Origin of the sequence: Micromonospora sp. DT62, from assembly GCF_049847285.1 — a bacterium.
Lineage (GTDB): Bacteria > Actinomycetota > Actinomycetes > Mycobacteriales > Micromonosporaceae > Micromonospora > Micromonospora reichwaldensis.
On record NZ_JBNCOB010000015.1, the window covers coordinates 38,977 to 62,261 of the forward strand.

The following is a 23,285-nucleotide window of genomic DNA, read 5'->3' on the forward strand; positions in this document are numbered from 1 at the left end:
GCGCGTCGCGAGCGCCCCGACCCGGTGCCGGTCGCAGCCGACGTACCCCGGTGAATGCTGGTGTGTCCCGTGACGAACGATCACCAACGATCTTCTCGGTACGTGGGCGCTCGTGGGACACCATCGCGCACGGTGAGGCTGATGGGAAACGAAGAGCGCCGATTGTGACCTGCGCCACAAAGAGAATGCGGACAAACCCCTACATAGCGACCGTCATTGCGGGATGTCCTCCAGAAGATCCGTCACCATCGCGGCGATCGGCGAACGCTCCGAACGGCTGAGGGTGACGTGGGCGAAGAGCGGATGGCCCTTGAGCGCCTCGATCACGGCGGTCACCCCGTCGTGCCGGCCGACGCGGAGATTGTCCCGCTGGGCCACGTCGTGGGTGAGCACCACCCGGGAGCCCTGGCCGATCCGGGAGAGCACCGTGAGCAGCACGCCGCGCTCCAGCGACTGCGCCTCGTCCACGATCACGAAGGCGTCGTGCAGGCTGCGGCCCCGGATGTGCGTCAGCGGCAGCACCTCCAGCAGGCCCCGCGAGGTGACCTCCTCCAGCACGTTCTCGTGCACCACCGCGCCGAGGGTGTCGAAGACCGCCTGCGCCCAGGGCGACATCTTCTCCGACTCCGAGCCGGGCAGATAGCCCAGCTCCTGGCCGCCGACGGCGTAGAGCGGGCGGAAGACCACCACCTTCTTGTGCCGGCGGCGCTCCATCACCGCCTCCAGCCCGGCGCAGAGGGCCAGCGCCGACTTGCCGGTGCCGGCCCGCCCGCCCAGCGAGACGATGCCCACCGACTCGTCCAGCAGCAGGTCGAGCGCGATCCGCTGCTCGGCCGAGCGGCCGTGCAGCCCGAACGCCTCCCGGTCGCCACGGACCAGCCGTACGGTCTTGTCGGGCAGCATCCGGCCGAGCGCGGAGCCCCGGCCCGAGTGCAGCACCAGGCCGGTGTGGCAGGGCAGCCCGGCGGCGGCGTCCAGGTCCAGCGCCTCACCGGCGTAGAGCCGGCCGATCTCCTCCTCGGCGAGTTCCAACTCGGCCATCCCGGTCCAGGTGGGGTCGCTGGCCTGGCCGTGCCGGTACTCGTCCGCCCGCAGGCCCACCGAGGCGGCCTTGACCCGCAGCGGCATGTCCTTGCTGACCAGCGTGACCTCCCGTCCCTCGGCGGCGAGGTTCAGCGCCACGGAGAGGATCCGGGTGTCGTTGGAGTCGGTGCGGAACCCCGGCGGCAGCACGCCGTCGTCGGAATGGTTGAGCTCCACCCGCAGCGTGCCGCCGGAGTCGTTGGCGGGCACCGGGCGGTCCAGCCGACCGTGCCGGACCCGCAGCTCGTCCAGCATGCGCAGGGACTGCCGGGCGAACCAGCCCAGCTCCGGATGGTGCCGCTTGCCCTCCAACTCGGTGATGACCACGAGGGGCAGGACCACCTCGTGCTCGGCGAATCGGTGGAAGGCCGCCGGGTCGGACAGGAGCACCGAGGTGTCCAGGACGAACGCCTGGCCCGCTGGTCGGGGCTCCTCGGTGTCCACCGGGGCGGCGGACGCGCCGCGGCGGCTCCGGGTGGCGCGGCGGGTCGTGGCAGTCGCGGCCGGGGTCTGGTCGGTCCCGGCGGGCGTACGGCGAGTCGTCACAGGCCTGCTCCGACGGATGGGCACCCGCCACCCGTGTTCCGCCTCCTCCGGTGCCCGGGGACACGGGGTCGGATGCGGAACCCCGTGCGCGAGGTCGCAGATCCGGGCGGACCGGCTGGCCCGGGAGAACCCCGTGCCATGCCTAGACGCTAGCCGCGTCGGACCCCGTCGGCTAGAGGCCGGCGGCGGATCTCCGGGGATCGGCGGGTGAACTCGGGCCGGCGGCGGATCCGGCCGGGATGCATGCCCCCTGCGCGCACCCCGGCCGGCGGGAACCACCGTCACCGGTCTGACGTGGTCCCGACGGTGCGTGTCCGCCGCGGACGACGCACCGCGTCCTGGTTCCGGTCGACGGGGCCTCGGGCTCCCCGTCGACCGGGGTTCAACCGGGGTTCAACCGGTCCGCCGGACCAGGGTCCCGGTCGGATGCCGCCCGGCGACCGGGGCGACCGGCGTCGAGAACGACGAGCCGGTGTACGTGGTGCCGGCCCGCACCACCGTGCCGGTGACCCGGGTGGTGGCGGGCGACGGGCCGGCCAGGGCGGACGCGATGGCGGCCGGGGCGTCACGGCGACGGCGGTTCCAGGCCCCCCGGTCGCCGTCGAAGTAGCCCTGCCGGTAGCCGAACCGGTAGCCGATGCGGTAGCTGAGCTGGCCGTGCAGCCGCCCGGCGGCGTAGCTCGTGGCGCCGAGGACGAGGACGAGGAAGACGGCGAGGAAGGGGCTCATCCGGCGGCTCCGGTGCGCCGCGGGTCCCGCTTCATCGCTCCTCCGGCTCGGTCGGCGTGGGCTCGGCGACCAGGAGCCGGTCCAGGTCGTCGGTGCTGACCTCCTCGACCAGCTCGACGCTGATCCGGCAGCCGTCCAGGACGACCTCGGCCACCGAGGAGCGGCGGATCTCCCCGCCGGCGTCGTACACGCGGACGCTGACCTCGGGGCAGCCGAGGTGCGTACGCCAGGCGTCCCACTCGGTACGGTCGCCGACGCTGAGTGACAGGTAACGGCAGCCCCGGGCGAGGTAGAGCCGCCATGGCGCGCTCAGGCCCGTGGCCACCCCCTCCGCGATCAGGCCGAAGGCCTGGGCACGGGTGGCTAGCTCGGTCACCACACCCCCCTCGCGCCGGGGGCGTGACGCATGTGAGCACTGATCGTCTCATGCACGTGACACACCGTAGATTGTCTCATGGGCGTGACAGTATCAGCTTTTCGTCCGTTTACGGCGACCTCTACGGGCATCTATTCTGCCCAGGTGACACCCCTCAGAAGCGGTGCCGGATCGTTTACCGGCACCCCGAAAAACACGTCACGTCCGCGTGACAACAGCGTGCCAGGACACGCGCCGGTGGCCGGATGGCCGTACCGTCACCGGGTGACCGAGACGGCCAACGCACGGAAGATCGCCTTCGCCACCTTCGTCCGGAGGGCGCTCGAAGAGGCCCGGGCCACCCGGGCGTGGAGCGGCACCGAGGTGTCCCGTCGCACCGGCGTCTCCCGGCAGACCATCAACCGCTGGGTCCGGGGCGACTGGGCGAGCGACCCGGAGGCCGAACGCGTGGTCGCGTTCTGCGAGGGCCTCGGCCTCAACCCGGCGACCGCCTTCGCCGCGCTGGGCTGGGAACGGGCGACCGCCCCGCGCAGCACCCCGGCCACGCCGCCGATGGACCCGGACGTGGAGGCGCTGCTGCGGCGGCTCGTGGACCCCGACGTCTCCGACGCGGAGAAGTTCCACATCCGGGAAACCATCAGATATCTCGCGTATCGCCCCACCCTCCCGGTCCATGTCCGAAAACGAGGTAAACAGGCCAGCTAGTTCCTCAGATGGCGAAAGAACGGCAGGTCAGACTCATTCGTTTCGCTCCGGGGCCGGAACGGGCGCGCTAGCGTCCGTACTCGTACTGCTTGGGCTCGTCGTCGGCGGGGGGACGGGACAAGGCCGAACCCAGCCCTGCGGGACAGAAGGAGGGGTCTGTCCATGACCCTGAAGTGGATGGCAGTCGTGATCGCCACCGTGTCGCTGACACTGGGCGTGACCGGAAACGTGGTGACCCTGGCGGTCAACGGCGGGCAGCTTCCCCTGCTCGTCAACCTCGTGGCGCTCACCTGCGCCGGCACCGCGGTGATCCTGGCCGTGGTCGCCGAACTGCACGACCGGCTCGACAACAAGGTCAGCGCCCTGACCGAATTCCTGGTCAACAAGCTGCAGGAGATCGAGGACCGCACCGGCGACCGCAACAGCGGGTTCGTCGAGGGTTACCTGCTCAACCACGGCCAGGAGGCCGCCGTCGTGCCGTTCGGCCGGCGGGGACGGGGAGCCGCCGAACGCTGACCGTCGGGCCCGTCGCACCCCGACCGCGCGCCCCCCGAGGCGCCGGCCGGAGGCCACCTCTCGGCCGGGGATTGAGCCGCCCCGCCCGGGGTACGCTGTCGCGCGTGCCGCCGTTGAATCTGGGCAACCAGCAGCCGAGGAACCCGTTGGACGCCGACCAGGCCTGGCGGACGACCGCCGGGAGGGCGGCCGGGACCGTGCTCTTCTTCGACTTCGACGGCACCCTGGCGCCGGTCGACGACGATCCCACCGCCGTACGTCCCGCCCCGAAGGTGCTGGCGGCGATCGAGGCGCTCGCCCCGGTCGTACGGCGGATCGCGATCGTCTCCGCGCGCCCGGTCGACTTCCTCCGCGACCACCTCGGTGGGCTCACCGGCGTCGACCTGTACGGCCTCTACGGCCTGGAGCACAGCCACTCCGGCGGCGAGACCGTGACGGAGCCGGCGGCCCTGCCCTGGGTGCCCACCATGGCCGAGCTGGCCGACCTGGCCCGGGCCGAGCTGCCCGAGGGCGCGCTGGTGGAGTACAAGCGGCTCTCCGTGGCGCTGCACTGGCGCACCGCGCCGCACCTCGGCGCGGCCGTGGAGCGGTGGGGCCAGGCCCAGGCCGAGCGACTCGGGCTCAAGGTCCAGGCCGGGCGGATGGTGCTGGAGCTCAAGCCCCCGGTCGACCGCGACAAGGGCATGGTGATCGACGAGATCGTCCGGGACGCCCAGGGTGCGTGGTACTTCGGCGACGACGTCTCCGACATCAGGGCGTTCGCCGCGCTGCGGGCCCGCGCCGCCGCCGATCCGCATTTCTTCGGCGTCTGCGTCGCCGTCGCCAACCCGGAGACGGGCCACGAGGTCGCGGAGGCCGCCGACCTGACCCTGGACTCCCCCGCCGCCCTCGGCGCGTTCCTCACCGACGCCACCCGACACCTCACCTGACGCCCTCGGGGCCGGCGAGGTGCTCCGGGTCGGTCAGGCGCCGTAGCGACGCTGGCGGCTGGCGTACGAGCGCAGGGCGCGCAGGAAGTCGATGTGCCGGAAGTCCGGCCAGTTGAGTTCGCAGAAGTAGAACTCCGAGTGCGCCGACTGCCACAGCATGAAGCCGGAGAGGCGCTGCTCGCCGCTGGTGCGGATGACCAGGTCGGGGTCGGGCTGGCCCCGGGTGTAGAGGTGCTCGGCGATGTGCTCGACGTCCAACACCTCGGCCAGTTCCTCGAGGGTGCCGCCGTTGGCGGCGTACTCCAGCAGCAGCGACCGCACCGCGTCGGCGATCTCCCGGCGGCCCCCGTAGCCGACCGCGATGTTGACCTCGGTCCCGCCGCTGCGGTCCCGGGTGCGTTCCTCGGCGGCCTTCAGCGCGGCGGCGGTCGAGGCCGGAAGCAGGTCGAGCGCGCCGACCATCCGCAGCCGCCAGGGGTTGCCCTCCTCGGCCAGCTCGACCACCAGGTCCTCGATGATCTGGAGCAGCGGGTCGAGCTCCTTGGCCGGTCGGCGCAGGTTGTCGGTGGCCAAAAGGTAGAGCGTCACGTGCTCGATGCCGGCCTGGTTGCACCAGCCCAGCATGTGCTTGATCTTGACGGCGCCCATCCGGTGGCCGTCGTTCGGGTCGACGTAGCCCATCTCCCGGGCCCACCTGCGGTTGCCGTCGCACATCACGCCCACGTGCCGGGGCACCGGCTTGCCCGCGAGCTTCGCCGTCAGGCGACGCTCGTACACGGAATAGATCAGGTCCCGCAGAGTCATCACCTTGCAGCGTAGCGACCTGCGCGCCGAATCACCGCCTCGGAGTCCGCTCCCACGCCGACAGACCGATGCCGATCATGCCCAGCGTGCGGGCGTCGAGCCGCCCGTCGCCCAGCCCCAGCTCCACCACCGTCCGGTAGACGCGGTCGTCCCGACCCGCCGCGCGGACCGCGGCGTCGACCACCCGCCGGCGCCGGGCCAGCCACGCCGCGAGCGAGCTGTGCCGCAGGTGGGTGCCGAGGCGGCGGCGCAGCGTCGCCGCGTACCGCCGGGCGGCCTGCTCGGGCGAGCCGGCCGCCGCCGCGCCGGCGAGGGCGCCGGAGAGCAGCGCGTAGAAGATGCCCTCGCCGGTGAACGGATTGATCAGGGAGAGCGCGTCGCCGGCGAGCAGCAGCCGGCCGCGCCCCGGGGCGGGACGGTGCGTCGACAGCGGCAGGTGGTGGGCCCGCAGGTCGCTGACCGTGGCCGGGTCCGTGCCGGGCAGCAGCGCGCCGAGCCGGTCGACCAGGTGCGCCCGGGTCAGCGGCTCGCCCCGCAGCACCTCCCCGTAGCCGACGTTCGCCCGGCCGTCCCCGATCGGGAACGACCAGGCGTACGCCGGCCAGCGCGGCGCCGAGGTGACGATGAGCTGTTCGGGCGGGCCGGGCAGCGCCGGGGCGTACCCCCGGATGGCGAGCGCCAGGTGCCGGTCGGGGTTCGGCCGGTGCCCGAGCGCCCGCCGGAGGACGGACCCGGCGCCGTCCGCCCCGACCACCGCCCGCCCCGCCAGCACGCCGTCGAGCACCACCTGGTCGGCCCGCACCTCGACGTGCCGCACCGCGTGCCGGCGCAGCCGCGCGCCGGCCGCGACCGCCGCCGCCACCAGCCGGGCGTCGAAGACCCTGCGGGGCACGGTGTACGCCGGCCGGGGCAGCGCCCGGGCCACGGCGCCGCCGCCCGGCCCGACCAGCCGCAGCGCCGGCAGTGGCGCGTACCCGGTCACCGCGTCGGGCACCCCCAGCTCGCCCAGCACGTCCAGCGCGTGCGCGGCGATGCCGTCCCCGCACGCCTTGTCGCGGGGGAAGTCGGACCGGTCGAGCAACAGCACGCTCGCCCCCGCCCGCCGGGCCGCCAGCGCGGCGGCCGACCCCGCCGGACCGGCCCCCACCACCACCACGTCGAACTCGTCACCCACGGATTCGTCGCCCACGCGTCGCCTCCCACCGCCGGTCCGGCTCCTGCGGCCATCCTGCCGCCGCGAACGGGCAGCGCACCGGAACCCGCCCGGCACGTCAACGAGGACCACGAACTCCCGGCGCCCTCCCGGCGCCCTCCCGGCGGCCCACGAACCAGAAGTCGAGGTCCGGGCCCCCGAACCATCCCCGGCAGCAACGGCGCCTCCCCCACGCACGGCGGGATGACGGCGCGCGGGAGATCTTGGTAGCTACGTGCCCCTGGAGGGGCATGTTCCTACCAAGATCGGCGAAGGGCTAGGCGTGGCGGGCCCGCGGACGGTTCCGTGGGTGGGGGCGAAGGGCGGGGCGGGCCGCAGGCGGTCTCGTAGGCGGGGGCGAGCAGCGGGCGGAGCGGGGTGGACCTGAGGGCGGTCTCGTGGGCGGGGCAGGTCGACAGCGCGGATTGGCAGCCGCCGGGCGGGTGGGGAACGGTCCGGGCGGCTTCGGGCTGGTCCGGGCCCTGCGGCGGATGGTGATCACGCTGGCTTGGGCGTGTCGGGGTGTCCGGCGGCGCCCTACGCCGGCCGGGTGGCGCGTTCGGCGCGGGTGGCGCGCCAGAGGCCGTAGATCGCCAGCGCGGCGGCAGCCACCAGCGGGCCGCCGTCGCGGACCAGCCCGTCCGGTCCGAGCAGCCACCAGCACAGCGGCAGGTCGACGGCGAGCACGATCGCCGTGACGGCCACCAGCAGCGTGCGCGCCCAGCCCTTGCCGCGCATCAGGAAGGCGGTGCAGAAAAGCACCGCGTAGCTGGTCACGATCCCGGCGGCGAACCAGAGCAGCACGGCGGGCACGGCGGCGAGCCGGTCGTCCAGCACCGCGCCGCCGGCGACCAGCGCCGGGACCAGCATGAGCGGGCTGTACGTGAACGCCGCGACCCGGCTGGTGAGCAGCCAACCGCTGACCTCCGGCCGGCGGGGCGGGGTCTCCCGCCAGGAGATGCCCTCCCGGTCGATGACGAGGCGGGGCCGGTGGCGGACCAGGTGCCCGGACACCGCGGACGAGCGGTAGAGCAGCCAGACCACAGCGGCGCAGAGCACGGTGAGCAGGGCGAACCCGAGCAGCCCCGGCAGCGGCGGCACCCCCTGCCGGGGCACGATCAGCCGGCCGACCGCGAAGACCGTGGTCACCGCCAGGATCAGCCCGAACGGCCGGGCCACCGTCCGGCCCCGCCGGACGTGCCCGATCAGCAGCAGGAAGCCGAGCGAACGGAGCATCGCCCAGCCCGTCCGCACCGCCAGCCCGAAGCCCTGCTCCGGGGCGTACCACCAGTTGAGCAGCTCGACCACGACGGTGGCCGCCGCGGTCAGCGCGAGCAGTGCGGTCAGCGCCCGGACGGCGGACGGCCGCCGGACCTCGGTCGCGGCGGCCGTCCTCATGGGATCCGATGATGCCCCGTCGGGGCGTCAGTCACACCTGTCCTCAGCGCTGCGGCGCCGCGTCGAGCCGGGCACGCAGCGCGTCCAGCTCCGCCCAGAGCACGCCCGGCAGCTTGTCGCCGAACTTCTCGAACCACTCGGTGACCATCGGGAGCTCCTTGCGCCACTCCTCCGGGTCGACCTTCAGCGCGATCCGGACGTCCTCCGGGGTCATGTCGAGGCCCTCGACGTCGAGCGCGTCCTGGGCCGGGACCATGCCGATCGGCGTCTCCACCGCCTCGGCGCGCCCCTCGATCCGCTCGATGACCCACTTGAGCACGCGGGAGTTCTCGCCGAAGCCGGGCCAGAGGAAGTTGCCCTCCGGGTCCTTGCGGAACCAGTTGACGTAGTAGATCTTCGGCAGCTTGGACTCGTCGCCGTCGGCGCCCTTGCCCATCTCGATCCAGTGCCGGAAGTAGTCGCCGGCGTGGTAGCCGATGAACGGGAGCATCGCCATCGGGTCGCGCCGGACGACGCCGACCGCGCCGGAGGCGGCGGCGGTGGTCTCCGAGGAGAGCGTCGCGCCCATGTAGACCCCGTGCACCCAGTCGCGGGCCTCGGTCACCAGCGGGATGGTGTCCCGGCGGCGACCGCCGAAGAGGATCGCGTCGATCGGCACGCCGTTCGGGTCGAAGTAGTCCTCGGCGAGGATCGGGCACTGGGTGATCGGGGTGCAGAACCGGCTGTTCGCGTGCGAGGAGAGGCTGTCGCTCTCCGGCGTCCAGTCGTTGCCCTTCCAGTCGACCAGGTGCGCCGGCGGCTCGCCCATGCCCTCCCACCAGATGTCCCCGTCGTCGGTCAGGGCGACGTTGGTGAAGACGGAGTTGCCGCGGTCCAGCGTCCGCATCGCGTTGGCGTTGGTCTTCCAGTCGGTGCCGGGCGCGACGCCGAAGAGGCCGTACTCGGGGTTGACGGCGTAGAGGCGGCCGTCCGGGCCGAAGCGCATCCAGGCGATGTCGTCGCCGATGGTCTCGACCTTCCAGCCCGGGACGGTCGGCTCCAGCATGGCCAGGTTGGTCTTGCCGCAGGCCGACGGGAAGGCCCCGGCGACGTGGTAGACCTTGCCCTCCGGCGAGGTGATCTTGAGGATGAGCATGTGCTCGGCGAGCCAGCCCTCGTCGCGGCCCATGACGCTGGCGATCCGCAGCGAGTAGCACTTCTTGCCGAGCAGCGAGTTGCCGCCGTAGCCGGAGCCGAAGGACCAGATCTCCCGGGTCTCCGGGAAGTGCGAGATGTACTTGGTCTCGTTGCACGGCCACGCCACGTCCTGCTGGCCGGGGGCGAGCGGGGCGCCGATGGAGTGCAGCGCGTGGACGAAGTCCGCGTCGTCGCCCATGGCCTCCAGGACCTTGGCACCCATCCGGGTCATGATGCGCATCGACGCGACCACGTACGGGCTGTCGGTGATCTCGACGCCGAACATGGGGCTCTCGGCCTCGACCGGGCCCATGCAGAACGGAATGACGTACATGGTGCGCCCGCGCATGCAACCGCGGTAGAGCTCCGTCATCGTCCGCTTCATCTCGGCCGGCGCCATCCAGTTGTTGGTGGGGCCGGCGTCCGCCTCGTCGACGGAGCAGATGTAGGTGCGCTCCTCGACCCGGGCGACGTCCGTCGGGTCGGTGCGCGCGTAGAACGAGTTGGGCTTCTTCTCGGGGTTGAGCCGGATCAGGGTGCCGGCCTCGACCAGCTCGTCGGTGAGGCGCCGCCACTCCTCGTCGGACCCGTCCACCCAGACGACGCGGTCGGGGGTGGTCAGTTCAGCGACCTCACGGACCCAGGCGAGCAGTTTCGGGTGGGACGTCGGGGCCTGATCGATACCCCGAACGGTAGCCGGAGCAACCATGACACATCTCCTTGTGGTCGACGCTGACCGATCTATGGGATGCACGAGTCTTGACGGCGCTATGCGTCGTCTTCGTGGAAACCTGGGATTGGCCTCAGCGTAAACCGGGCGAGGTCACCAGTCAGTGGGACTGGTTGTGAAGAACTGCACAAGGTACGGGCACGCTGCGGCATCACGAGCTAATACCCGCTTTCACGCGCAGTTTCACGCAAATCCTGTGGGGAACCGTCACCGGCCGGTCCGGCCGCGCCCCGGGCGGCGGAACCGACGAACCGCCCCGCAGGGCGCCTCATCTCGTTACGCTCTGTCCACAGGTGCACACCCGGGCGAGCGGTCCGCCGTTGCTACCCGTGCGGGATGACCCCAGCCGGTAGGCTCGCGTCGTGGCCGCGACGACGACCGGGGAGCCCGGCTCTCCGCAGACCCGCCCGGGTCTGGTCCGCTCGCTGGTGGACCGTTTCGGTCACCTGGTCCGCGAGCTGAGCAAGTTCGCCACCGTGGGCGGGATCGCCTTCCTGATCGACTTCGCGCTCTTCAACTACCTGACGAGCGTACGGGGCGTCGAGCAGGTCACCGCGAAGACCATCTCGACGGTGATCGCGGCGTCCGTGGCGTTCGTCGGCAACCGGTTCTGGACGTGGCGGCACCGCAAGCGCTCCAACCCGGCCCGCGAGTACGCGCTGTTCTTCTTCTTCAACGGCGTCGGCCTGGGGATCGCCGTGGCCTGCCTGGCGGTCAGCCGCTACGGCCTGGGCAGCATCTGGCCGGAGGTGTTCCAGACCCCGCTGGCCGACAACATCGCCAGCTTCATCGTCGGGACCGGGCTCGGGACGCTGTTCCGGTTCTGGTCCTACCGACGGTTCGTCTTCGTCGAAGCGGGAACCCCCTCCGTTCCGGAAGAGAAGCACCACCGAGACCACCGGGCGTGACCTGCCGCCCACCTTCGTCCCGGCCGGAGCCTGCCGGCCCCGCCCACTGCCCTAAGGTGTTCCGCATGCGTCTTGTCCGTCTGCTGCCTGAGCGCTGGCAGAAGTTCATCCACGAGGCGCTCAAGTTCGGAATCGTCGGCGGCGTCAACACCGTAATCAATTACGCGGTGTTCAACGCACTCGCACTGACCGTTTTCGTGGACGGTCAACTGAAGGCGACGGTGATCGCGACCGTAGTGGCGACGATCACGTCATATCTGATGAATCGTCACTGGACGTACCGGGATCGCCCCAAAGCAGCGATGCGGCGCGAGTACGTCCTCTTCTTCCTCTTCAACGGGGCGGGCCTGCTCATCGAGCTGGGCGTCCTGGCCGCCGCCAAGTACGGGCTGGGCCTGACCAGCCTGCTGGCCCTCAACGTGGCCAAGACCGGTGGCGTGCTGCTCGCGACGCTGTTCCGCTTCTGGTCCTACCGCACGTTCGTCTTCCAACCGACGCCGGCCCACGCGGCCGAGACGTGGCACAGCATCCCGCGCGACGAGTGGGACACCATGGCCGAAATGGACCCGGTGGCCGAGTTGGCGGAGTCGATCTCCGAGCTGGAGGAGTCCGAACCACCGCCCGGCGCCCCGCGGCGTGCCCCACGCGGCGCGCCCGGCCCCGAACCCGCGTCTGTGGCGGGCCCGGGGGCCCCGGTCCAGGGGCGCCCCGTCCCGCTCGACGCCGGCCTCGGCGGCTCCCTCGACCGGGAACTGGAGGCGGAACTGGCCGCCGAACTCCAGGCCACCACCCGCCGCCCGCCCCGCCGCTGACCCACGCGCCGTCCTGACCCACCCGCCGTCCTGGCCCGACCGGTTCCGGCCCGCTCCCGGGCCGCGCCGGTCGGGCCGCGCCGGTTCAGGCGGTCGGGCCGCGCCGGTTCAGGCGGTCGGGTCCCGCAGCGGCTTACCCTCGTGCAGGTCCGCCAGGATGTCGCGCATCTCCTCGTCGCCGAGGGAGTGCTTGTCGTGGTGGGCCTCCACCAGCTCGTAGAGCTTGGTCTGGACCTGACCGACGCCCGGCACGTCGTGCAGGACGGACTGGCCGCGTTCGCCGGCGGACTCGATGGTCAGGGTTCCGCAGCCGAGCAGGCGCTCCACGAACTGCTGGTTCATCGCGTGGTCGTTGATCCGGGTCAGCGGGATGTCCCGCCGGTCACGCGAGAGCACTCCCTGCTGGAGCAGCACCCGCTCGTTGGTGAAGAGGTAGTGGGTGGTCCGCCAGACCAGGAACGGCCAGAGCGCCAGCCACAGCACCGCCAGCAGGGCGAGGCCGCCGATGACGGCGAGCGCGATCGAGCCGCCCCCGCCGGACGGCAGGAGGACCACGCCGGCCACCACCGCCGCGACGGCGAGCACGAGCACCGCGACCGGCCGGATCAGCGCCTTCCAGTGCGGGTGCAGGTGCAGTACGACGTGCTCGTCCTCGGTGAGCACGTCATCGGGGAACGCCACAGGAACCTCCTCGCAGAAACGGACGCGCTGACCGTAGCCGCTCCCCTCCCGCCGGGGGATCAGCCGCGCGGCGGGAGTCGGCGATCAGCGGAGATGGAGGACGTCGCCGGCCGCCAGGGCCCGGGTGCCGGCGGGGGTGGCGACCAGGAGTTGGCCGTCGGCGTCCACGCCGGTCGCGGTGCCGGTCACCTCGTCGCCGCCGGGCAGCAGCACGCGTACCTGCCGGTCGATCGTCGCGCAGCTCGCCAGGTAGGCGTCGCGCAGGCCGCTGGCGACCGCGTCCCCGCCGGCCGCGCGCCACTCGCCGTACCAGTCGGCGATCCCGCGCAGCAGCGCCCGCAGCAGCGGGTCCCGGTCGGTGGCCGCCGCGCCGGCCAGTTGCAGGGAGGTCGCCGGCAGCCCCGTCGGGTTCTCCGGCAGCTCGTCGGCGCGCAGCGTGACGTTGAGGCCGACACCGAGCACGATCGCGGGCGGCCGGGCCGGCGAGGGCCCCGGCACCGCCTCGGCGAGGATGCCGGCACACTTCGCGTCGCCGACGAGCAGGTCGTTCGGCCACTTCAGGCCCGCGTCCAGCTCGGCCAGCCGGGTCACCGTCTCGACCAGGGCGACGCCGGCGAGCAGCGGCAGCCAGCCGTACCCCGCCTGGGGCGCCGACGGCCAGCCACGGTCGGCGACGGCCTCCCCGGGGCGGAGCAGCACGCTGGTGGCGATGCCGGCCCGGGCCGGCGACTGCCAGGCCCGGCCGCGCCGGCCGCGCCCGGCGGTCTGCCGCTCCGCGACCACCACCAGGCCCTCCGGCTCGCCGGCCCGGGCCGCCTCGGCGACGTCCGCGTTGGTCGAGCCGGTCTCGACGCGCAACTCCAGGCGGGCCCAGGGCCCGTGCGGGGCGACCAACGCCCGCCGCAGCCGCGCCGCTGACAGCGGCGGGCGGTCCAGATCGGTGTACGGCGAGCCCGGCATCCCGTCAGCCTACGGCCGCCCCCGGCCGACCGACCGGGGACGTCGCGGCCGGGCTGAGGCGAACTGCACAGCGGCGGCGGCCTGAACCATCGTTATATTCCCAGGGTGACTACCGAGACCGGGATCAACATCCACAGCACCGCGGGCAAGCTGGCCGACCTGGATCGGCGGGTCGACGAGGCGGTGCACGCCGGGTCGGCGCGCGCGGTCGAGAAGCAGCACGCGAGGGGCAAGAAGACCGCCCGCGAGCGGATCGAGATGCTGCTCGACGAGGGTTCCTTCGTCGAGCTGGACGAGCTGGCCCGGCACCGGTCCACCAACTTCGGGCTGGCGAAGACCCGCCCGTACGGCGACGGCGTCATCACCGGCTACGGCACCATCGACGGCCGGCAGGTCTGCGTCTTCGCCCAGGACTTCACCGTCTTCGGCGGCTCCCTCGGCGAGGTCTTCGGCGAGAAGATCGTCAAGGTCATGGACCTGGCCATGAAGATCGGCTGCCCGGTCGTCGGCATCAACGACTCCGGGGGCGCGCGCATCCAGGAGGGCGTCGCCTCGCTCGGCCTCTACGGCGAGATCTTCTTCCGCAACGTACGGGCCAGCGGCGTCATCCCGCAGATCTCCCTGATCATGGGCCCGTGCGCCGGCGGCGCGGTCTACTCCCCGGCGGTCACGGACTTCACGGTGATGGTCGACCAGACCTCGCACATGTTCATCACCGGCCCGGACGTCATCAAGACGGTCACCGGCGAGGACGTGGGCATGGAGGAGCTGGGCGGCGCCCGTACGCACAACTCACGCAGCGGCAACGCGCACTACCTCGCCACGGACGAGCAGGACGCGATCGACTACGTCAAGGCGCTGCTGTCGTACCTGCCGTCGAACAACCTGGACGAGCCGGTGGTCTTCGACGCACCCGCCGACCTCGACGTGACCGACGAGGACCGGGAGCTGGACACGCTGATCCCCGACTCGGCGAACCAGCCGTACGACATGCACCGGGTGCTCGAGCACGTCCTCGACGACGGCGAGTTCCTGGAGGTCCAGCCGCTCTACGCGCAGAACATGGTCATCGGCTACGGCCGGGTGGAGGGCCGTCCGGTGGGCGTGGTCGCCAACCAGCCGATGCACTTCGCCGGCACCCTGGACATCGCCGCCTCCGAGAAGGCCGCGCGGTTCGTGCGCACCTGCGACGCGTTCAACATCCCCGTGCTGACCTTCGTGGACGTCCCCGGGTTCCTGCCCGGCACCGGCCAGGAGTGGGACGGCATCATCCGCCGGGGCGCGAAGCTCATCTACGCGTACGCCGAGGCCACCGTCCCGAAGGTCACCGTCATCACCCGCAAGGCGTACGGCGGGGCGTACGACGTGATGGGCTCCAAGCACCTCGGCGCGGACCTGAACTTCGCCTGGCCGACCGCGCAGATCGCGGTGATGGGGGCGCAGGGCGCGGTGAACATCCTCTACCGCTCGGACCTGGCCGCCGCCGAGGACCCGGCTGCCGTGCGGGCCGAGAAGATCGCCGAGTACGAGGACACCCTCGCCAACCCGTACATCGCGGCGGAGCGCGGCTACGTGGACAGCGTCATCCCGCCGCACGAGACGCGGGCCCAGATCGTCCGCGCGCTGCGGGTGCTGCGCACCAAGCGCGAGACCCTGCCGCCGAAGAAGCACGGCAACATCCCGCTGTGACGCCGCGCCCCCGCGGGATCCGCGCGGTGTCCCCCGTCGACCGGGGCAGGCCACGGCTGCCCTGACATCGCGCGGACCGGGGGGCGGGGCGGCCGATCGGGCGGCCGATCGGGTGGGCGGTCAGCAGGACGGGTTGGCGGCGGCGCACATGCGCCGCGCGGCCAGACCGGCGAGGCGGACCAGGTCGTCCTCGGCGGTCGGTTCCAGGATCAGCACGCTCACCAGGTCGCCGACCCGCACCACCACGGTCGCGTCCGGCGTGGACGGGCGGCCGGGCACCTGCCCGTCGGCCGGGTCGAGGGTCGCGGCGACGGAGTGGCGCAGCAGCAGGGACTCGTCACCGGCGAAGTCGCGGTGCGGCACGTTCCAGCGGTGCACGTCCTCGACGGTGACGGACTCGCCGCCCCACTCGATCGACCGCACCTCCCGCCACTCCCGGCAGACGGTGAGTTGCCGGCGCAGTCCGTCGAAGAACCGGGCGGCCCCGTCGTCCCGCATCCGGTGCAGGTCCTGGACGACCAGGACGTCGCCGAGCCGCCCCCCGCCGGTCGCCGGTCGCAGCACCGTCTGGGACCGGCTCACCCAGGTCTCCTGCGCCGGCACACCGCTCGCGCGCCTGGTGGCGCACCGGCGGAGGGCCATGCCCACGTCGACGCTCCCGCCCAGGCCGGCCTCGCTGAGTTGCAGACCGCTGCGCGCCGTCAGGTCGTCCTTCTGCAGCAGGGCCGCCGGGGGGATCTCGACCCGGTTCCCCGGCGCCGCCAGCCGCGAGGGGGACGCCGCCGGGGCCAGCCCCCGCTGCCCGGACCGGTCCCCGACCGCCACGGCGGAGGCGGAGACGACGACGAGCACCGCGACCGCCGCCAGCACCGCCGTACGCCTGCTGCGCCTGCGGGCCCGGGCGCGGATCTCCGCCGGCTCCGGCCAGCGGACCTCGCGCAGGTCCCGGTGCAGTTGCTCGACGAACGTCGTCTCGTCACGCATCGGCGGCCTCCTCCAGGTCAGAGACGGCGAGCAGCCCGGCGAGCGCGGCGCGCCCCCGGAAGAGCCGGGCCTTGACGGTGCCCACCGGGGCGGCCGTCTGCCGGGCCACCTCGGCGACCGGCATGCCGACCAGGTAGTAGAGGGCGATCGCGGTGCGCTGCTCCTCGGGGAGCCGACGCAGGGCGGTGACCACGTCGACGGTGGCGGTGTCCGGGCCGGGCACGCTCTCGCCGGGGCCGTGCCGCAGGTAGGCGCGGGCCCGGCTGCGCAGGCTGCGCCACCGGCTGACCGCGATCCGGCTCGCCACCACCCGCACCCACGCCTCCGGCTCCTCGTACGCGCTCACCGTCGACCAGCGCTGCCAGGCCCGGATGTACGCCTCCTGCACGGCGTCCTGTGCCTCGGCCAGGTCGCCCGTCAGCGCGTAGACGTAGCCGAGCAGCCGTTGCCGGCTGCCCCGGTAGAACTCGTCGAATCCGTCGACGTCCGGCACCTGCTACCTCCCCGTGACGGTCGCAGGGGACACGCGTCGGACGGTGCCGCCGGTTGCCCGGTCGACCGATCATTTTCCGGGGGTCAGGCCGGCCTCGGTGAGGATCGGGCCGGCCAGCAGCAGCGCGCCGGCGCCGAGTGCGGCCAGGTTTACCAGGGCGAAGGCGGTGACCCAGAAGAAGGCCGGCAGCGGGGTGAGGCCGGCGAGCTGGTCGGCGTCGGAGGCGGGCATCCGACCCCGCGAGCGCAGCCGTTGCAGCTCCACCACCGGCCGCACCCCGCCGAGCAGCAGGAACCACACCCCGGCGTACGCGAACGCCGCCTGCACCTGCGGCTCGGCGTACCAGGAGACGGCGAGGACCACCCCGCCGGTGACCAGCAGCGAGAGCACGCCGAAGACGTTGCGGATCATGATCAGCATGGCCAGCAGCAGCGCCACGGCGACCCAGAGCAGCAGGGTGATCCGGTTGCCGCCGAGCAGCCACGCGCCGGCCAGCCCGACCAGCGGCGGGGCGACGTAGCCGGCGAGCAGGGTGAGGATCATTCCGGGGCCGGTGGGCCGGCCGGCGGAGAGGGTCAGCCCCGAGGTGTCCGAGTGCAGCCGGATGCCGTGCAGCCGGCGGCCGGTGAGCAGGGCGGCCAGCGCGTGCCCGCCCTCGTGGGCGATGGTGATGGCGTTGCGGGCGATCCGCCAGGGCAGCCGGGTGGAGACGACCACCAGGGCGACGACGGCGGTCAGCAGCACCAGCAGGGGCGGTGGGTCCGGCTGCGCCGCGAACAGCTTGTCCCAGAGACCGCCGAGCCCGTCGATCGACACCATGGGGCGCGAGCCTACCGGCCCCGACCTGTGTCGCGGCGCCGGCCACGCGCTGCGGCTGTACCGGCTCGACGGCGCGCACTACGTCGAGGACCAGGTGGCGAAGCCGGGCGAGGAGTTCCGCCTGGCCGAGCCGATCCGCTGGCGCGTCGACCCGGCCACGTTGCGCTGAGGCGGAGAGCGCCTCACCCAGTCCGCTCGCCGGCTGCGGAGACACCCGCCGCCGGGGTGGCCGGCTTCCGCCGTTCCTGAAGATTTCCTTAGCTCCCCTTGCCATTTGGGGCACTTACCTCCAAAGATGGACGTCTATTCGTTCGGCGTCCTTGGAGGCATCCATGACCCGTACCGGAACATCCCTTCGGCGGCTGCTGGCCGCCACCCTCGCGGCCCTCGCCACCGCGGCGGCGGGGCTCGTCGCGACCGCGACCCCCGCTGCGGCCGCCACCACGCCCGGCATCGACGTGTCGCACTACCAGGGCGCCATCAACTGGACCAGCGTCCGCAACGCGGGCATCCAGTTCGCCTTCATCAAGGCGACCGAGGGCACCAGCTACAAGGACCCGAGGTTCAACACGAACTACGTGGCCGCCTACAACGCCGGCGTCATCCGGGGCGCGTACCACTTCGCCCGGCCCAACATCTCCTCCGGGGCGGTGCAGGCGAACTACCTGGCCTCCAACGGCGGCGCCTGGTCGGCCGACAGCCGCACCCTCCCGGCCGCGCTGGACCTCGAAGCCAACCCCTACGCGGGCGGCTACTGCTACGGCCTGAGCACGACGGGCATGCGGAACTGGGTCCAGGACTTCCTCAACACCTACCGGGCGCGCACCGGCCGCTACGCCGTCATCTACACGACCACGAGCTGGTGGAACCAGTGCACCGGCAGCTGGAGCGCCCCGTGGGCGAACCACCCGCTCTGGGTGGCCCGCTGGTCGAGCACGGTCGGCGCGCTGCCGGCCGGGGCACCGGTCTGGAGCTTCTGGCAGTACACCGACCGGGGCAGCGTCGCCGGCATCAGCGGCGGGGTCGACCGCAACCACTGGAACGGTGACCGGAGCCGGCTGATCGCCCTGGCCAACAACACCTGATCCTGAATCGCCTGGGGAGGCGGTTGGCGGCAGCGGGATCGGTTGTCACCGTACGGTCGACAACTGGTCCGGCTGCCGCCACGCCGCTCTCGCGGGCGTCAGACCTGCCGTCGGGCCGCCACGGGCACAGTCGCCGCGTTCTCGCGGGCGAGCGCGTTGCGCCGGGCGAAGCGCCGGACGCCCACCCCGGCGAGGGTGACGGTGACGACGCTGAGCAGCGCGAACAGCAGCGGCAGGCCGGCGGCGGCGAGCAGCAGGACGATGTCGCCGAGGGCCACGAGCATCCACAGTGCCACTCGGGGCCGGGCGTCCCTCCGTCGGTAACCCATGTCGTACCCTCCCTTCCGTCGTGAAGGTCAGATACCCCGTACGGCGGAAGGTCATGCGAGTCGATCTCGCAACGGACGCGAATCCCGCGGGTCAGTCCTTGCGGTCGGGCACGAAGCCCTTGGCGATCCGGTCGAAGTTGGCCAGGTTGGCCTGCCAGTCCTTCGCGGCGACCTCCCAGCGGAGGGCGTAGCCGCGGTTCTTGGCCGTGACGAAGCCCCGGTTGCGGACGTGGATCCGGGTGCCGTCGCGGGTCTCCAGCCACTCCCAGTCGGCGCAGGTCTTGAAGTAGTCGCAGCGCTTGATGCTCAGGTACTGGTAGTTGTTCACGTAGTTCTTGCGGGCCGATTCGGCCCCCTTCCAGTCGGCGTAAGCGTCCGACTTGGGGCTGGACGTCCACTGCACCAGCAGCTCGCCCGGCCCGCCGGGCTCGTCGAAGACGACGGTGTTGGCTCCGGCGTTGCGGCGCACCCAGGTCGCCGGGATCGGCACCGTGAAGCCGCCCGGGTCCTTGTGCAGCTTCCAGCCCGCCGGCAGCGCGTCCGGGGTCGGCGAGGGGGTGGCCGAGGGCGTCGGGCTCGGCGCGGCGCTCGTGGGTGGGGCTGGCGCGGAGGACTGCGGCGGCTGCCCCTGCGAGGTCGCGGCGCCGGTCGGGTCGGCCTGCGGGGTGCCGCCGCCGTCCCCACCGTCGCCGCTGGTCAGCATCGGCACGACCACCACCAGGCCGATCAGCAGCAGCGCCACCAGCACGCCGATCAGGACGTTGCGCCGGGTGTTGCTCGGCTTCGTACCGTCGGACGCCACGACCGTCGCCCGGCCTGACGGCGGGCTGACCGGCGCGGGCATCACCGAGGTGGGGTTCGCCGGCCTGCCGGGCGCCGGGACCACCGGCTCGGCCTTCGTGTCGTCGAGCGCGGGCTTCGGCGGGTCGACCTTCGCCGTCGGGGCCGCGTCCGAGGTGGAGGACCCGACCTTGGCGGTCGGCACGGAGTCCGAGGAGAGCGCCGCCGCCGCGTCCTCGGCGGTGGACGCCGCGGCGGCCGCCGCCAGCGGCGCGCGCGGCGCCGGCGGGCTGACCGGCTTGTCGGGCCCGCCCTCGGCCGGTCGCGGTGCCGGCACCAGCGGCGGGCGCGGCTCACGCGGACCGTTCGGTCCCGGCCGGCGTACGCCGTCGAGCAGCGGAATCGTGCGGGTGCGCTTGCCGCCGGCGCGGCGCAGCAGCTTCTCCGCGACCTCGGCGGTGATCCGCTCGTTCGGGTCCTTGCGCAGCAGGCCGTTGAGCACCGGCTTGAGCGGCCCGGCGTTCTTCGGCGGCGGCATCGGCTCGGTGGCGAGCGCCGCCAGGGTGGCGATCGCCGACGGTCGCGCGTACGGCGACTTGCCCTCGACCGCCGCGTAGAGGGTGGCGCCCAGCGACCAGAGGTCGGCCTCCGGCCCGGCGGTGCCCTCGCGGGCCCGCTCCGGCGAGATGTACGCGGGCGACCCGAGCACCATTCCCGTGCGGGTCACGTTGGGGTCGCCGGGAATCGTGGCGAGGCCGAAATCGGTCAGCACCACCCGGCCGTCGTCGCCGAGCAGCACGTTGCCGGGCTTGACGTCGCGGTGCATCACGCCGGCCTTGTGCGCCGACTTCAGCGCGGCCAGCACGCCCAGGCCGATCTCCACGGCACGCGCCGGCGTCACCGGGCCGTCCTCGGCGAGGGTGTCCTGCAACGACTTCGACGCCACGTACTCCATGACGATCCACGGGTCGCCGTCGGTGCGCAGCACGTCGAAGATGCGGACCACGTTGATGTGGTTGAGCCGGGCGATGGCCCGGGCCTCACGCAGCGAGCGTTCCCGCATCTCGCGGCGCTCCTCGTCGGTGAGGCTGGGCGGCGGGACGAGCTCCTTGATCGCCACGTCCCGGTGCAGCACCTCGTCGCGCGCCTTCCACACCCGACCCATGCCACCCTGACCGAGCGGCGAGAGGAGCCGGTATCGGTCAGCGACGAGTTGGGGCAGCGCGTTCGACATCGCCCAGACGGTACCCGGAGCCGACGACGCTCACACCGCCGGCACGCCACTGTGCGGTCAAGGTCAACCTCTCCGACGCGTACGCTGACACCATGTCTGCCGAAGAGCCGCTGTTCCGGGTCGTCCGCGGAGTCCCCACCGCCGAGGAACTGGCCGCGCTGGTGGGCGCGATCGTCGTACGGTCCCGCCCGGCCGCCGCGACCCCTCCGGTCGCCGCGTCCGCCTGGGCGCGCTCCGGCCGGCCCGTCGCGGCGGCGGTCGCCGGCCCCGGCGCCTGGCGGGCGTCCGGCCTGCCCCGCTGACCTTTTCCAAGCGGATCACCGCAGCTCGGCACCCCTGCACACCCGCGGGGCGGCCGGTGTGTGCCGGGGCGGGGCTGCCGACACCCCCGGGGACCTATTAACCTCACTCAGGGAAACGACGCAGTGACGGGCAGGGAGGGCCGATGATCCCCGAGGAGGACGGTCCAGCGTCCTGGCTCCGCGGCTACGGCGGCATCGAGGCCGACATCCGCCAGCTCCGCGAGTTCGCCGACAAGCTCCAGGCCGAAGTGGAACGCAACTACGACCCGCACCTGTCGTACATCGCCGCGGACCTGACAGCACCGGTGCCCAACCCGGCCGACGCGTTCATCGAGCTGGTCGACTTCCTGCGCGCGCACCACGAGACCCAGCAGGCCACCGCCGACATGGTCTGGGGCGTCCGCGACGTCACCGGCCACCTGGCCGTCGCCGCCGGCACCGTCGCCACCCGCTACACCGGGTCCGACGCCTTCGCCGCCGCGCGCGTGACCGACATCGAGCGGGCCCTCGCCCACCCGGCCCCCACGGCACCTCGCGGCGCGCCGCCGATGCTGCCCGATCCCACCGGGCCGGAACCCGCGCCGGGTCAGGGACGGGGACAGGGTCCGGTGGTGCTGCCATGATCGAACGGGGCACCGGCGGCCGCACGTCCGCCCTCACCGACTGGCGGCTGATGGACGTCGCCAGCATGTGGGCCTGCCTCCAGGACCACGACACCACCAACCACTGGAAGCAGGTCGCCGGCTGGCGCAAGATCTGCGACCTCGCCCGGATGCACCTGAGCCGGCTCCAGGAATACCGCAAAGGGCTCGCCGAGGCATGGCCCCCGGAGACCAACGAGGCGGCCCGAGCCTACGTCCGCGAGCTGGACGAGCTCATCGACAAGGTGCAGCGCACGCACGACGCCGCCAGCGCCAACTACACCGCGCTCTCCGCCGCCACGCAGGCCATCAGCGCCACCCGCACGGAACTGAAGAAGATCTACGAGGCGTACGCCGTCAAGGTCCAGGAGAAGCAGACGTACGACGCGACGCTCGCCGACCCGAAGGCGGCCATGGGCAGCCGGGTCCCCGATCGCCCGGTGACGGATGCGGACCTCGAACGCCTCAACGTCCAGGCGCGCGGCATCATGTACGGCCTCAGCGGCGAACTCCAACAGGCCCGAGTAATGCTCCGCCAACCACCACCTAGGCCTAAGCCTTCACCTGAGGCGGACCAGCACAACCCCGACATCTACGGGGGCGCCAGCTCTGCCGCTCCGGTAATTCCTCCCATCATTCCCGTGCCGTTGTCGAGTTCGACTACTTCGCCCGTTGCCCGGCCGACCACGAACGCGCGACAGATCTCCGCACCTACCACCCGTAACGTCGGGCCTGTCCTCGGCGGGGTCAAACCCGGTCTAGCGCCTTCTCCGATCAATCCCGCGATGCCAGGTGCAACTCCACCCGGCCTCCCCACTGCTTCCGGCAGTGGACCCATGCCTGCAATGCCGCCAGGCGTGCGGCCTGGACGTGGGATCTCTGGATTGCCGATCGGGCAGCCTGGCCCTAGCAGCCGGCCGGTCAACGGAGCAATTCCGGGGCTCCCGCCTGCCACGCCACCGGCATCGCCCCGGCCCATGCCACCAGGTGGCCTGATCGGCGGAACCCCCGGAATGGGATTTGGACCATCGAGTGGCAGCGGCGCACAGCAACGCCGAGTTAACCCGATTGGCGGAGTAATCGGTGGCGGGGGCGCAGGCACCGCTCCGACCGGGGGCGCAGGCTCCCGCCCTGGGGCTGGCCGCAACTTCAGCGCGGTGCAGGGTATACCGCCAATCGGTGGAGCACCCGGCATGGGCACTGCCCGCTCAGGCGGGATGCCGGGCCAGTCGGGGCGGTACGACGGCAGTGACAAGGAGACGCGACGCTGGGATCCGGACCACCCATGGGAAGTGGACCAAGGCGTAAGCCCGGTAGTCCGCCCTCCGGACGAAGATGGCCCCATCGACCCAGGTCCGGCTATTGGCTTTAACCGTTGAGAATT

At 72.6% G+C, this 23,285-nt stretch carries 25 protein-coding genes and 1 pseudogene; 12 read left to right on the forward strand and 14 right to left on the reverse strand.

Annotation, left to right across the window (positions count from 1 at the left end; genetic code table 11):
* Nucleotides 1-213 precede the first annotated feature (213 nt).
* The 3 genes from ACPXCB_RS20240 to ACPXCB_RS20250 all read right to left on the reverse strand — a co-directional run bounded on the left by ACPXCB_RS20240 (nt 214) and on the right by ACPXCB_RS20250 (nt 2,734).
* Nucleotides 214-1,629, reverse strand: a complete 1,416-nt coding sequence (locus tag ACPXCB_RS20240) for a PhoH family protein (protein WP_425877195.1) — start codon at nt 1,627-1,629, stop codon at nt 214-216.
* A gap of 393 nt (nt 1,630-2,022) precedes the next feature.
* A complete protein-coding gene (locus ACPXCB_RS20245) occupies nt 2,023-2,358 on the reverse strand; it encodes a hypothetical protein (RefSeq protein ID WP_425877196.1) in 336 nt (111 codons plus the stop codon).
* 31 nt (nt 2,359-2,389) lie between these two features.
* Entirely contained in the window at nt 2,390-2,734 is a 345-nt protein-coding gene (locus ACPXCB_RS20250) for a hypothetical protein (RefSeq protein ID WP_089003683.1), read from the reverse strand.
* A 264-nt stretch (nt 2,735-2,998) separates the two neighbouring features.
* On the opposite strand from ACPXCB_RS20250, the gene ACPXCB_RS20255 reads away from it, so the two are divergent.
* The 3 genes from ACPXCB_RS20255 (at nt 2,999) to otsB (ending at nt 4,884) form a co-directional block, all read left to right on the forward strand.
* Nucleotides 2,999-3,439, forward strand: a complete 441-nt coding sequence (locus ACPXCB_RS20255) for an XRE family transcriptional regulator (RefSeq protein ID WP_425877197.1) — start codon at nt 2,999-3,001, stop codon at nt 3,437-3,439.
* Nucleotides 3,440-3,601: 162 nt separating this feature from the next.
* Complete coding sequence (locus ACPXCB_RS20260; RefSeq protein ID WP_151455785.1) at nt 3,602-3,955, forward strand: hypothetical protein; 354 nt, start codon at nt 3,602-3,604, stop codon at nt 3,953-3,955.
* 104 nt (nt 3,956-4,059) lie between these two features.
* Nucleotides 4,060-4,884 carry a trehalose-phosphatase gene (gene otsB, locus ACPXCB_RS20265; protein ID WP_425877198.1) on the forward strand — a complete coding sequence of 275 codons (825 nt, stop codon included), beginning with the start codon at nt 4,060-4,062 and terminating at the stop codon, nt 4,882-4,884.
* A 33-nt stretch (nt 4,885-4,917) separates the two neighbouring features.
* Here the strand turns inward: otsB and ACPXCB_RS20270 are convergent, their stop codons facing one another.
* The 4 genes from ACPXCB_RS20270 to ACPXCB_RS20285 all read right to left on the reverse strand — a co-directional run bounded on the left by ACPXCB_RS20270 (nt 4,918) and on the right by ACPXCB_RS20285 (nt 10,163).
* Nucleotides 4,918-5,688 carry an isoprenyl transferase gene (locus ACPXCB_RS20270; RefSeq protein WP_393167393.1) on the reverse strand — a complete coding sequence of 257 codons (771 nt, stop codon included), beginning with the start codon at nt 5,686-5,688 and terminating at the stop codon, nt 4,918-4,920.
* A gap of 31 nt (nt 5,689-5,719) precedes the next feature.
* The gene (locus tag ACPXCB_RS20275; RefSeq protein ID WP_425877199.1) at nt 5,720-6,877 is read right to left on the reverse strand and encodes a geranylgeranyl reductase family protein; all 1,158 of its coding nucleotides are present in this window, start codon (nt 6,875-6,877) and stop codon (nt 5,720-5,722) included.
* 540 nt (nt 6,878-7,417) lie between these two features.
* Nucleotides 7,418-8,278: a hypothetical protein gene (locus tag ACPXCB_RS20280; RefSeq protein WP_425877200.1), complete on the reverse strand. Its 861-nt coding sequence runs from the start codon at nt 8,276-8,278 to the stop codon at nt 7,418-7,420.
* 43 nt (nt 8,279-8,321) lie between these two features.
* On the reverse strand, nt 8,322-10,163 hold the full coding sequence (locus ACPXCB_RS20285; protein ID WP_425877201.1) for a phosphoenolpyruvate carboxykinase (GTP): 1,842 nt from the start codon (nt 10,161-10,163) through the stop codon (nt 8,322-8,324).
* 136 nt (nt 10,164-10,299) lie between these two features.
* Here ACPXCB_RS20285 and ACPXCB_RS20290 point away from each other — a divergent pair.
* From ACPXCB_RS20290 to ACPXCB_RS20300, 3 genes and pseudogenes are all read left to right on the forward strand, one after another.
* Nucleotides 10,300-10,392 (forward strand): annotated as a pseudogene (locus tag ACPXCB_RS20290) (GtrA family protein); the annotation flags it as partial.
* A gap of 154 nt (nt 10,393-10,546) precedes the next feature.
* Nucleotides 10,547-11,092: a GtrA family protein gene (locus ACPXCB_RS20295; RefSeq protein WP_425877202.1), complete on the forward strand. Its 546-nt coding sequence runs from the start codon at nt 10,547-10,549 to the stop codon at nt 11,090-11,092.
* A gap of 65 nt (nt 11,093-11,157) precedes the next feature.
* Nucleotides 11,158-11,904 carry a GtrA family protein gene (locus ACPXCB_RS20300; protein WP_425877203.1) on the forward strand — a complete coding sequence of 249 codons (747 nt, stop codon included), beginning with the start codon at nt 11,158-11,160 and terminating at the stop codon, nt 11,902-11,904.
* Between the two features lie 108 nt (nt 11,905-12,012).
* Here the strand turns inward: ACPXCB_RS20300 and ACPXCB_RS20305 are convergent, their stop codons facing one another.
* Together ACPXCB_RS20305 and ACPXCB_RS20310 are read right to left on the reverse strand one after the other, a co-directional pair.
* Nucleotides 12,013-12,585 (reverse strand): PH domain-containing protein, encoded by a 573-nt coding sequence (locus ACPXCB_RS20305; protein ID WP_425877204.1) that lies wholly within the window; start codon nt 12,583-12,585, stop codon nt 12,013-12,015.
* Between the two features lie 84 nt (nt 12,586-12,669).
* The gene (locus ACPXCB_RS20310; protein ID WP_425877205.1) at nt 12,670-13,545 is read right to left on the reverse strand and encodes a biotin--[acetyl-CoA-carboxylase] ligase; all 876 of its coding nucleotides are present in this window, start codon (nt 13,543-13,545) and stop codon (nt 12,670-12,672) included.
* Nucleotides 13,546-13,650: 105 nt separating this feature from the next.
* Here ACPXCB_RS20310 and ACPXCB_RS20315 point away from each other — a divergent pair, with 105 nt between their 5' ends.
* A complete protein-coding gene (locus tag ACPXCB_RS20315; RefSeq protein ID WP_425877206.1) occupies nt 13,651-15,234 on the forward strand; it encodes an acyl-CoA carboxylase subunit beta in 1,584 nt (527 codons plus the stop codon).
* 120 nt (nt 15,235-15,354) lie between these two features.
* Here the strand turns inward: ACPXCB_RS20315 and ACPXCB_RS20320 are convergent, their stop codons facing one another.
* The 3 genes from ACPXCB_RS20320 to ACPXCB_RS20330 form a co-directional block, all read right to left on the reverse strand.
* Nucleotides 15,355-16,218 carry a hypothetical protein gene (locus ACPXCB_RS20320; protein ID WP_425877207.1) on the reverse strand — a complete coding sequence of 288 codons (864 nt, stop codon included), beginning with the start codon at nt 16,216-16,218 and terminating at the stop codon, nt 15,355-15,357.
* Nucleotides 16,211-16,711 carry a SigE family RNA polymerase sigma factor gene (locus tag ACPXCB_RS20325; protein WP_425877208.1) on the reverse strand — a complete coding sequence of 167 codons (501 nt, stop codon included), beginning with the start codon at nt 16,709-16,711 and terminating at the stop codon, nt 16,211-16,213. The genes ACPXCB_RS20320 and ACPXCB_RS20325 overlap by 8 nt, the downstream gene beginning before the upstream one ends.
* Nucleotides 16,712-16,780: 69 nt before the next feature.
* Nucleotides 16,781-17,530: a M50 family metallopeptidase gene (locus ACPXCB_RS20330; RefSeq protein WP_425877209.1), complete on the reverse strand. Its 750-nt coding sequence runs from the start codon at nt 17,528-17,530 to the stop codon at nt 16,781-16,783.
* Between ACPXCB_RS20330 and ACPXCB_RS20335 the strand changes: the two genes are divergently transcribed.
* Nucleotides 17,529-17,699, forward strand: coding sequence for a hypothetical protein (locus tag ACPXCB_RS20335; protein ID WP_425877210.1), 171 nt, complete (start codon nt 17,529-17,531; stop codon nt 17,697-17,699). The genes ACPXCB_RS20330 and ACPXCB_RS20335 overlap by 2 nt on opposite strands.
* 163 nt (nt 17,700-17,862) lie before the next feature.
* Nucleotides 17,863-18,615, forward strand: coding sequence for a GH25 family lysozyme (locus ACPXCB_RS20340; RefSeq protein WP_425877211.1), 753 nt, complete (start codon nt 17,863-17,865; stop codon nt 18,613-18,615).
* 98 nt (nt 18,616-18,713) lie between these two features.
* On the opposite strand, the gene ACPXCB_RS20345 is transcribed toward ACPXCB_RS20340, so the two are convergent.
* The gene (locus tag ACPXCB_RS20345) at nt 18,714-18,944 is read right to left on the reverse strand and encodes a hypothetical protein (protein WP_151454419.1); all 231 of its coding nucleotides are present in this window, start codon (nt 18,942-18,944) and stop codon (nt 18,714-18,716) included.
* Nucleotides 18,945-19,035: 91 nt separating this feature from the next.
* Nucleotides 19,036-20,958, reverse strand: a complete 1,923-nt coding sequence (locus tag ACPXCB_RS20350; RefSeq protein WP_425877212.1) for a protein kinase domain-containing protein — start codon at nt 20,956-20,958, stop codon at nt 19,036-19,038.
* A 92-nt stretch (nt 20,959-21,050) separates the two neighbouring features.
* Here ACPXCB_RS20350 and ACPXCB_RS20355 point away from each other — a divergent pair, with 92 nt between their 5' ends.
* From ACPXCB_RS20355 to ACPXCB_RS20365, 3 genes are all read left to right on the forward strand, one after another.
* Nucleotides 21,051-21,260 (forward strand): acyl-CoA carboxylase subunit epsilon, encoded by a 210-nt coding sequence (locus ACPXCB_RS20355; RefSeq protein WP_357577876.1) that lies wholly within the window; start codon nt 21,051-21,053, stop codon nt 21,258-21,260.
* Nucleotides 21,261-21,403: 143 nt separating this feature from the next.
* Complete coding sequence (locus ACPXCB_RS20360) at nt 21,404-21,883, forward strand: hypothetical protein (protein WP_425877213.1); 480 nt, start codon at nt 21,404-21,406, stop codon at nt 21,881-21,883.
* Nucleotides 21,880-23,280, forward strand: coding sequence for a coiled-coil domain-containing protein (locus ACPXCB_RS20365; protein WP_425877214.1), 1,401 nt, complete (start codon nt 21,880-21,882; stop codon nt 23,278-23,280). Before ACPXCB_RS20360 ends, ACPXCB_RS20365 begins: the two co-directional genes overlap by 4 nt.
* Nucleotides 23,281-23,285 lie beyond the last annotated feature (5 nt).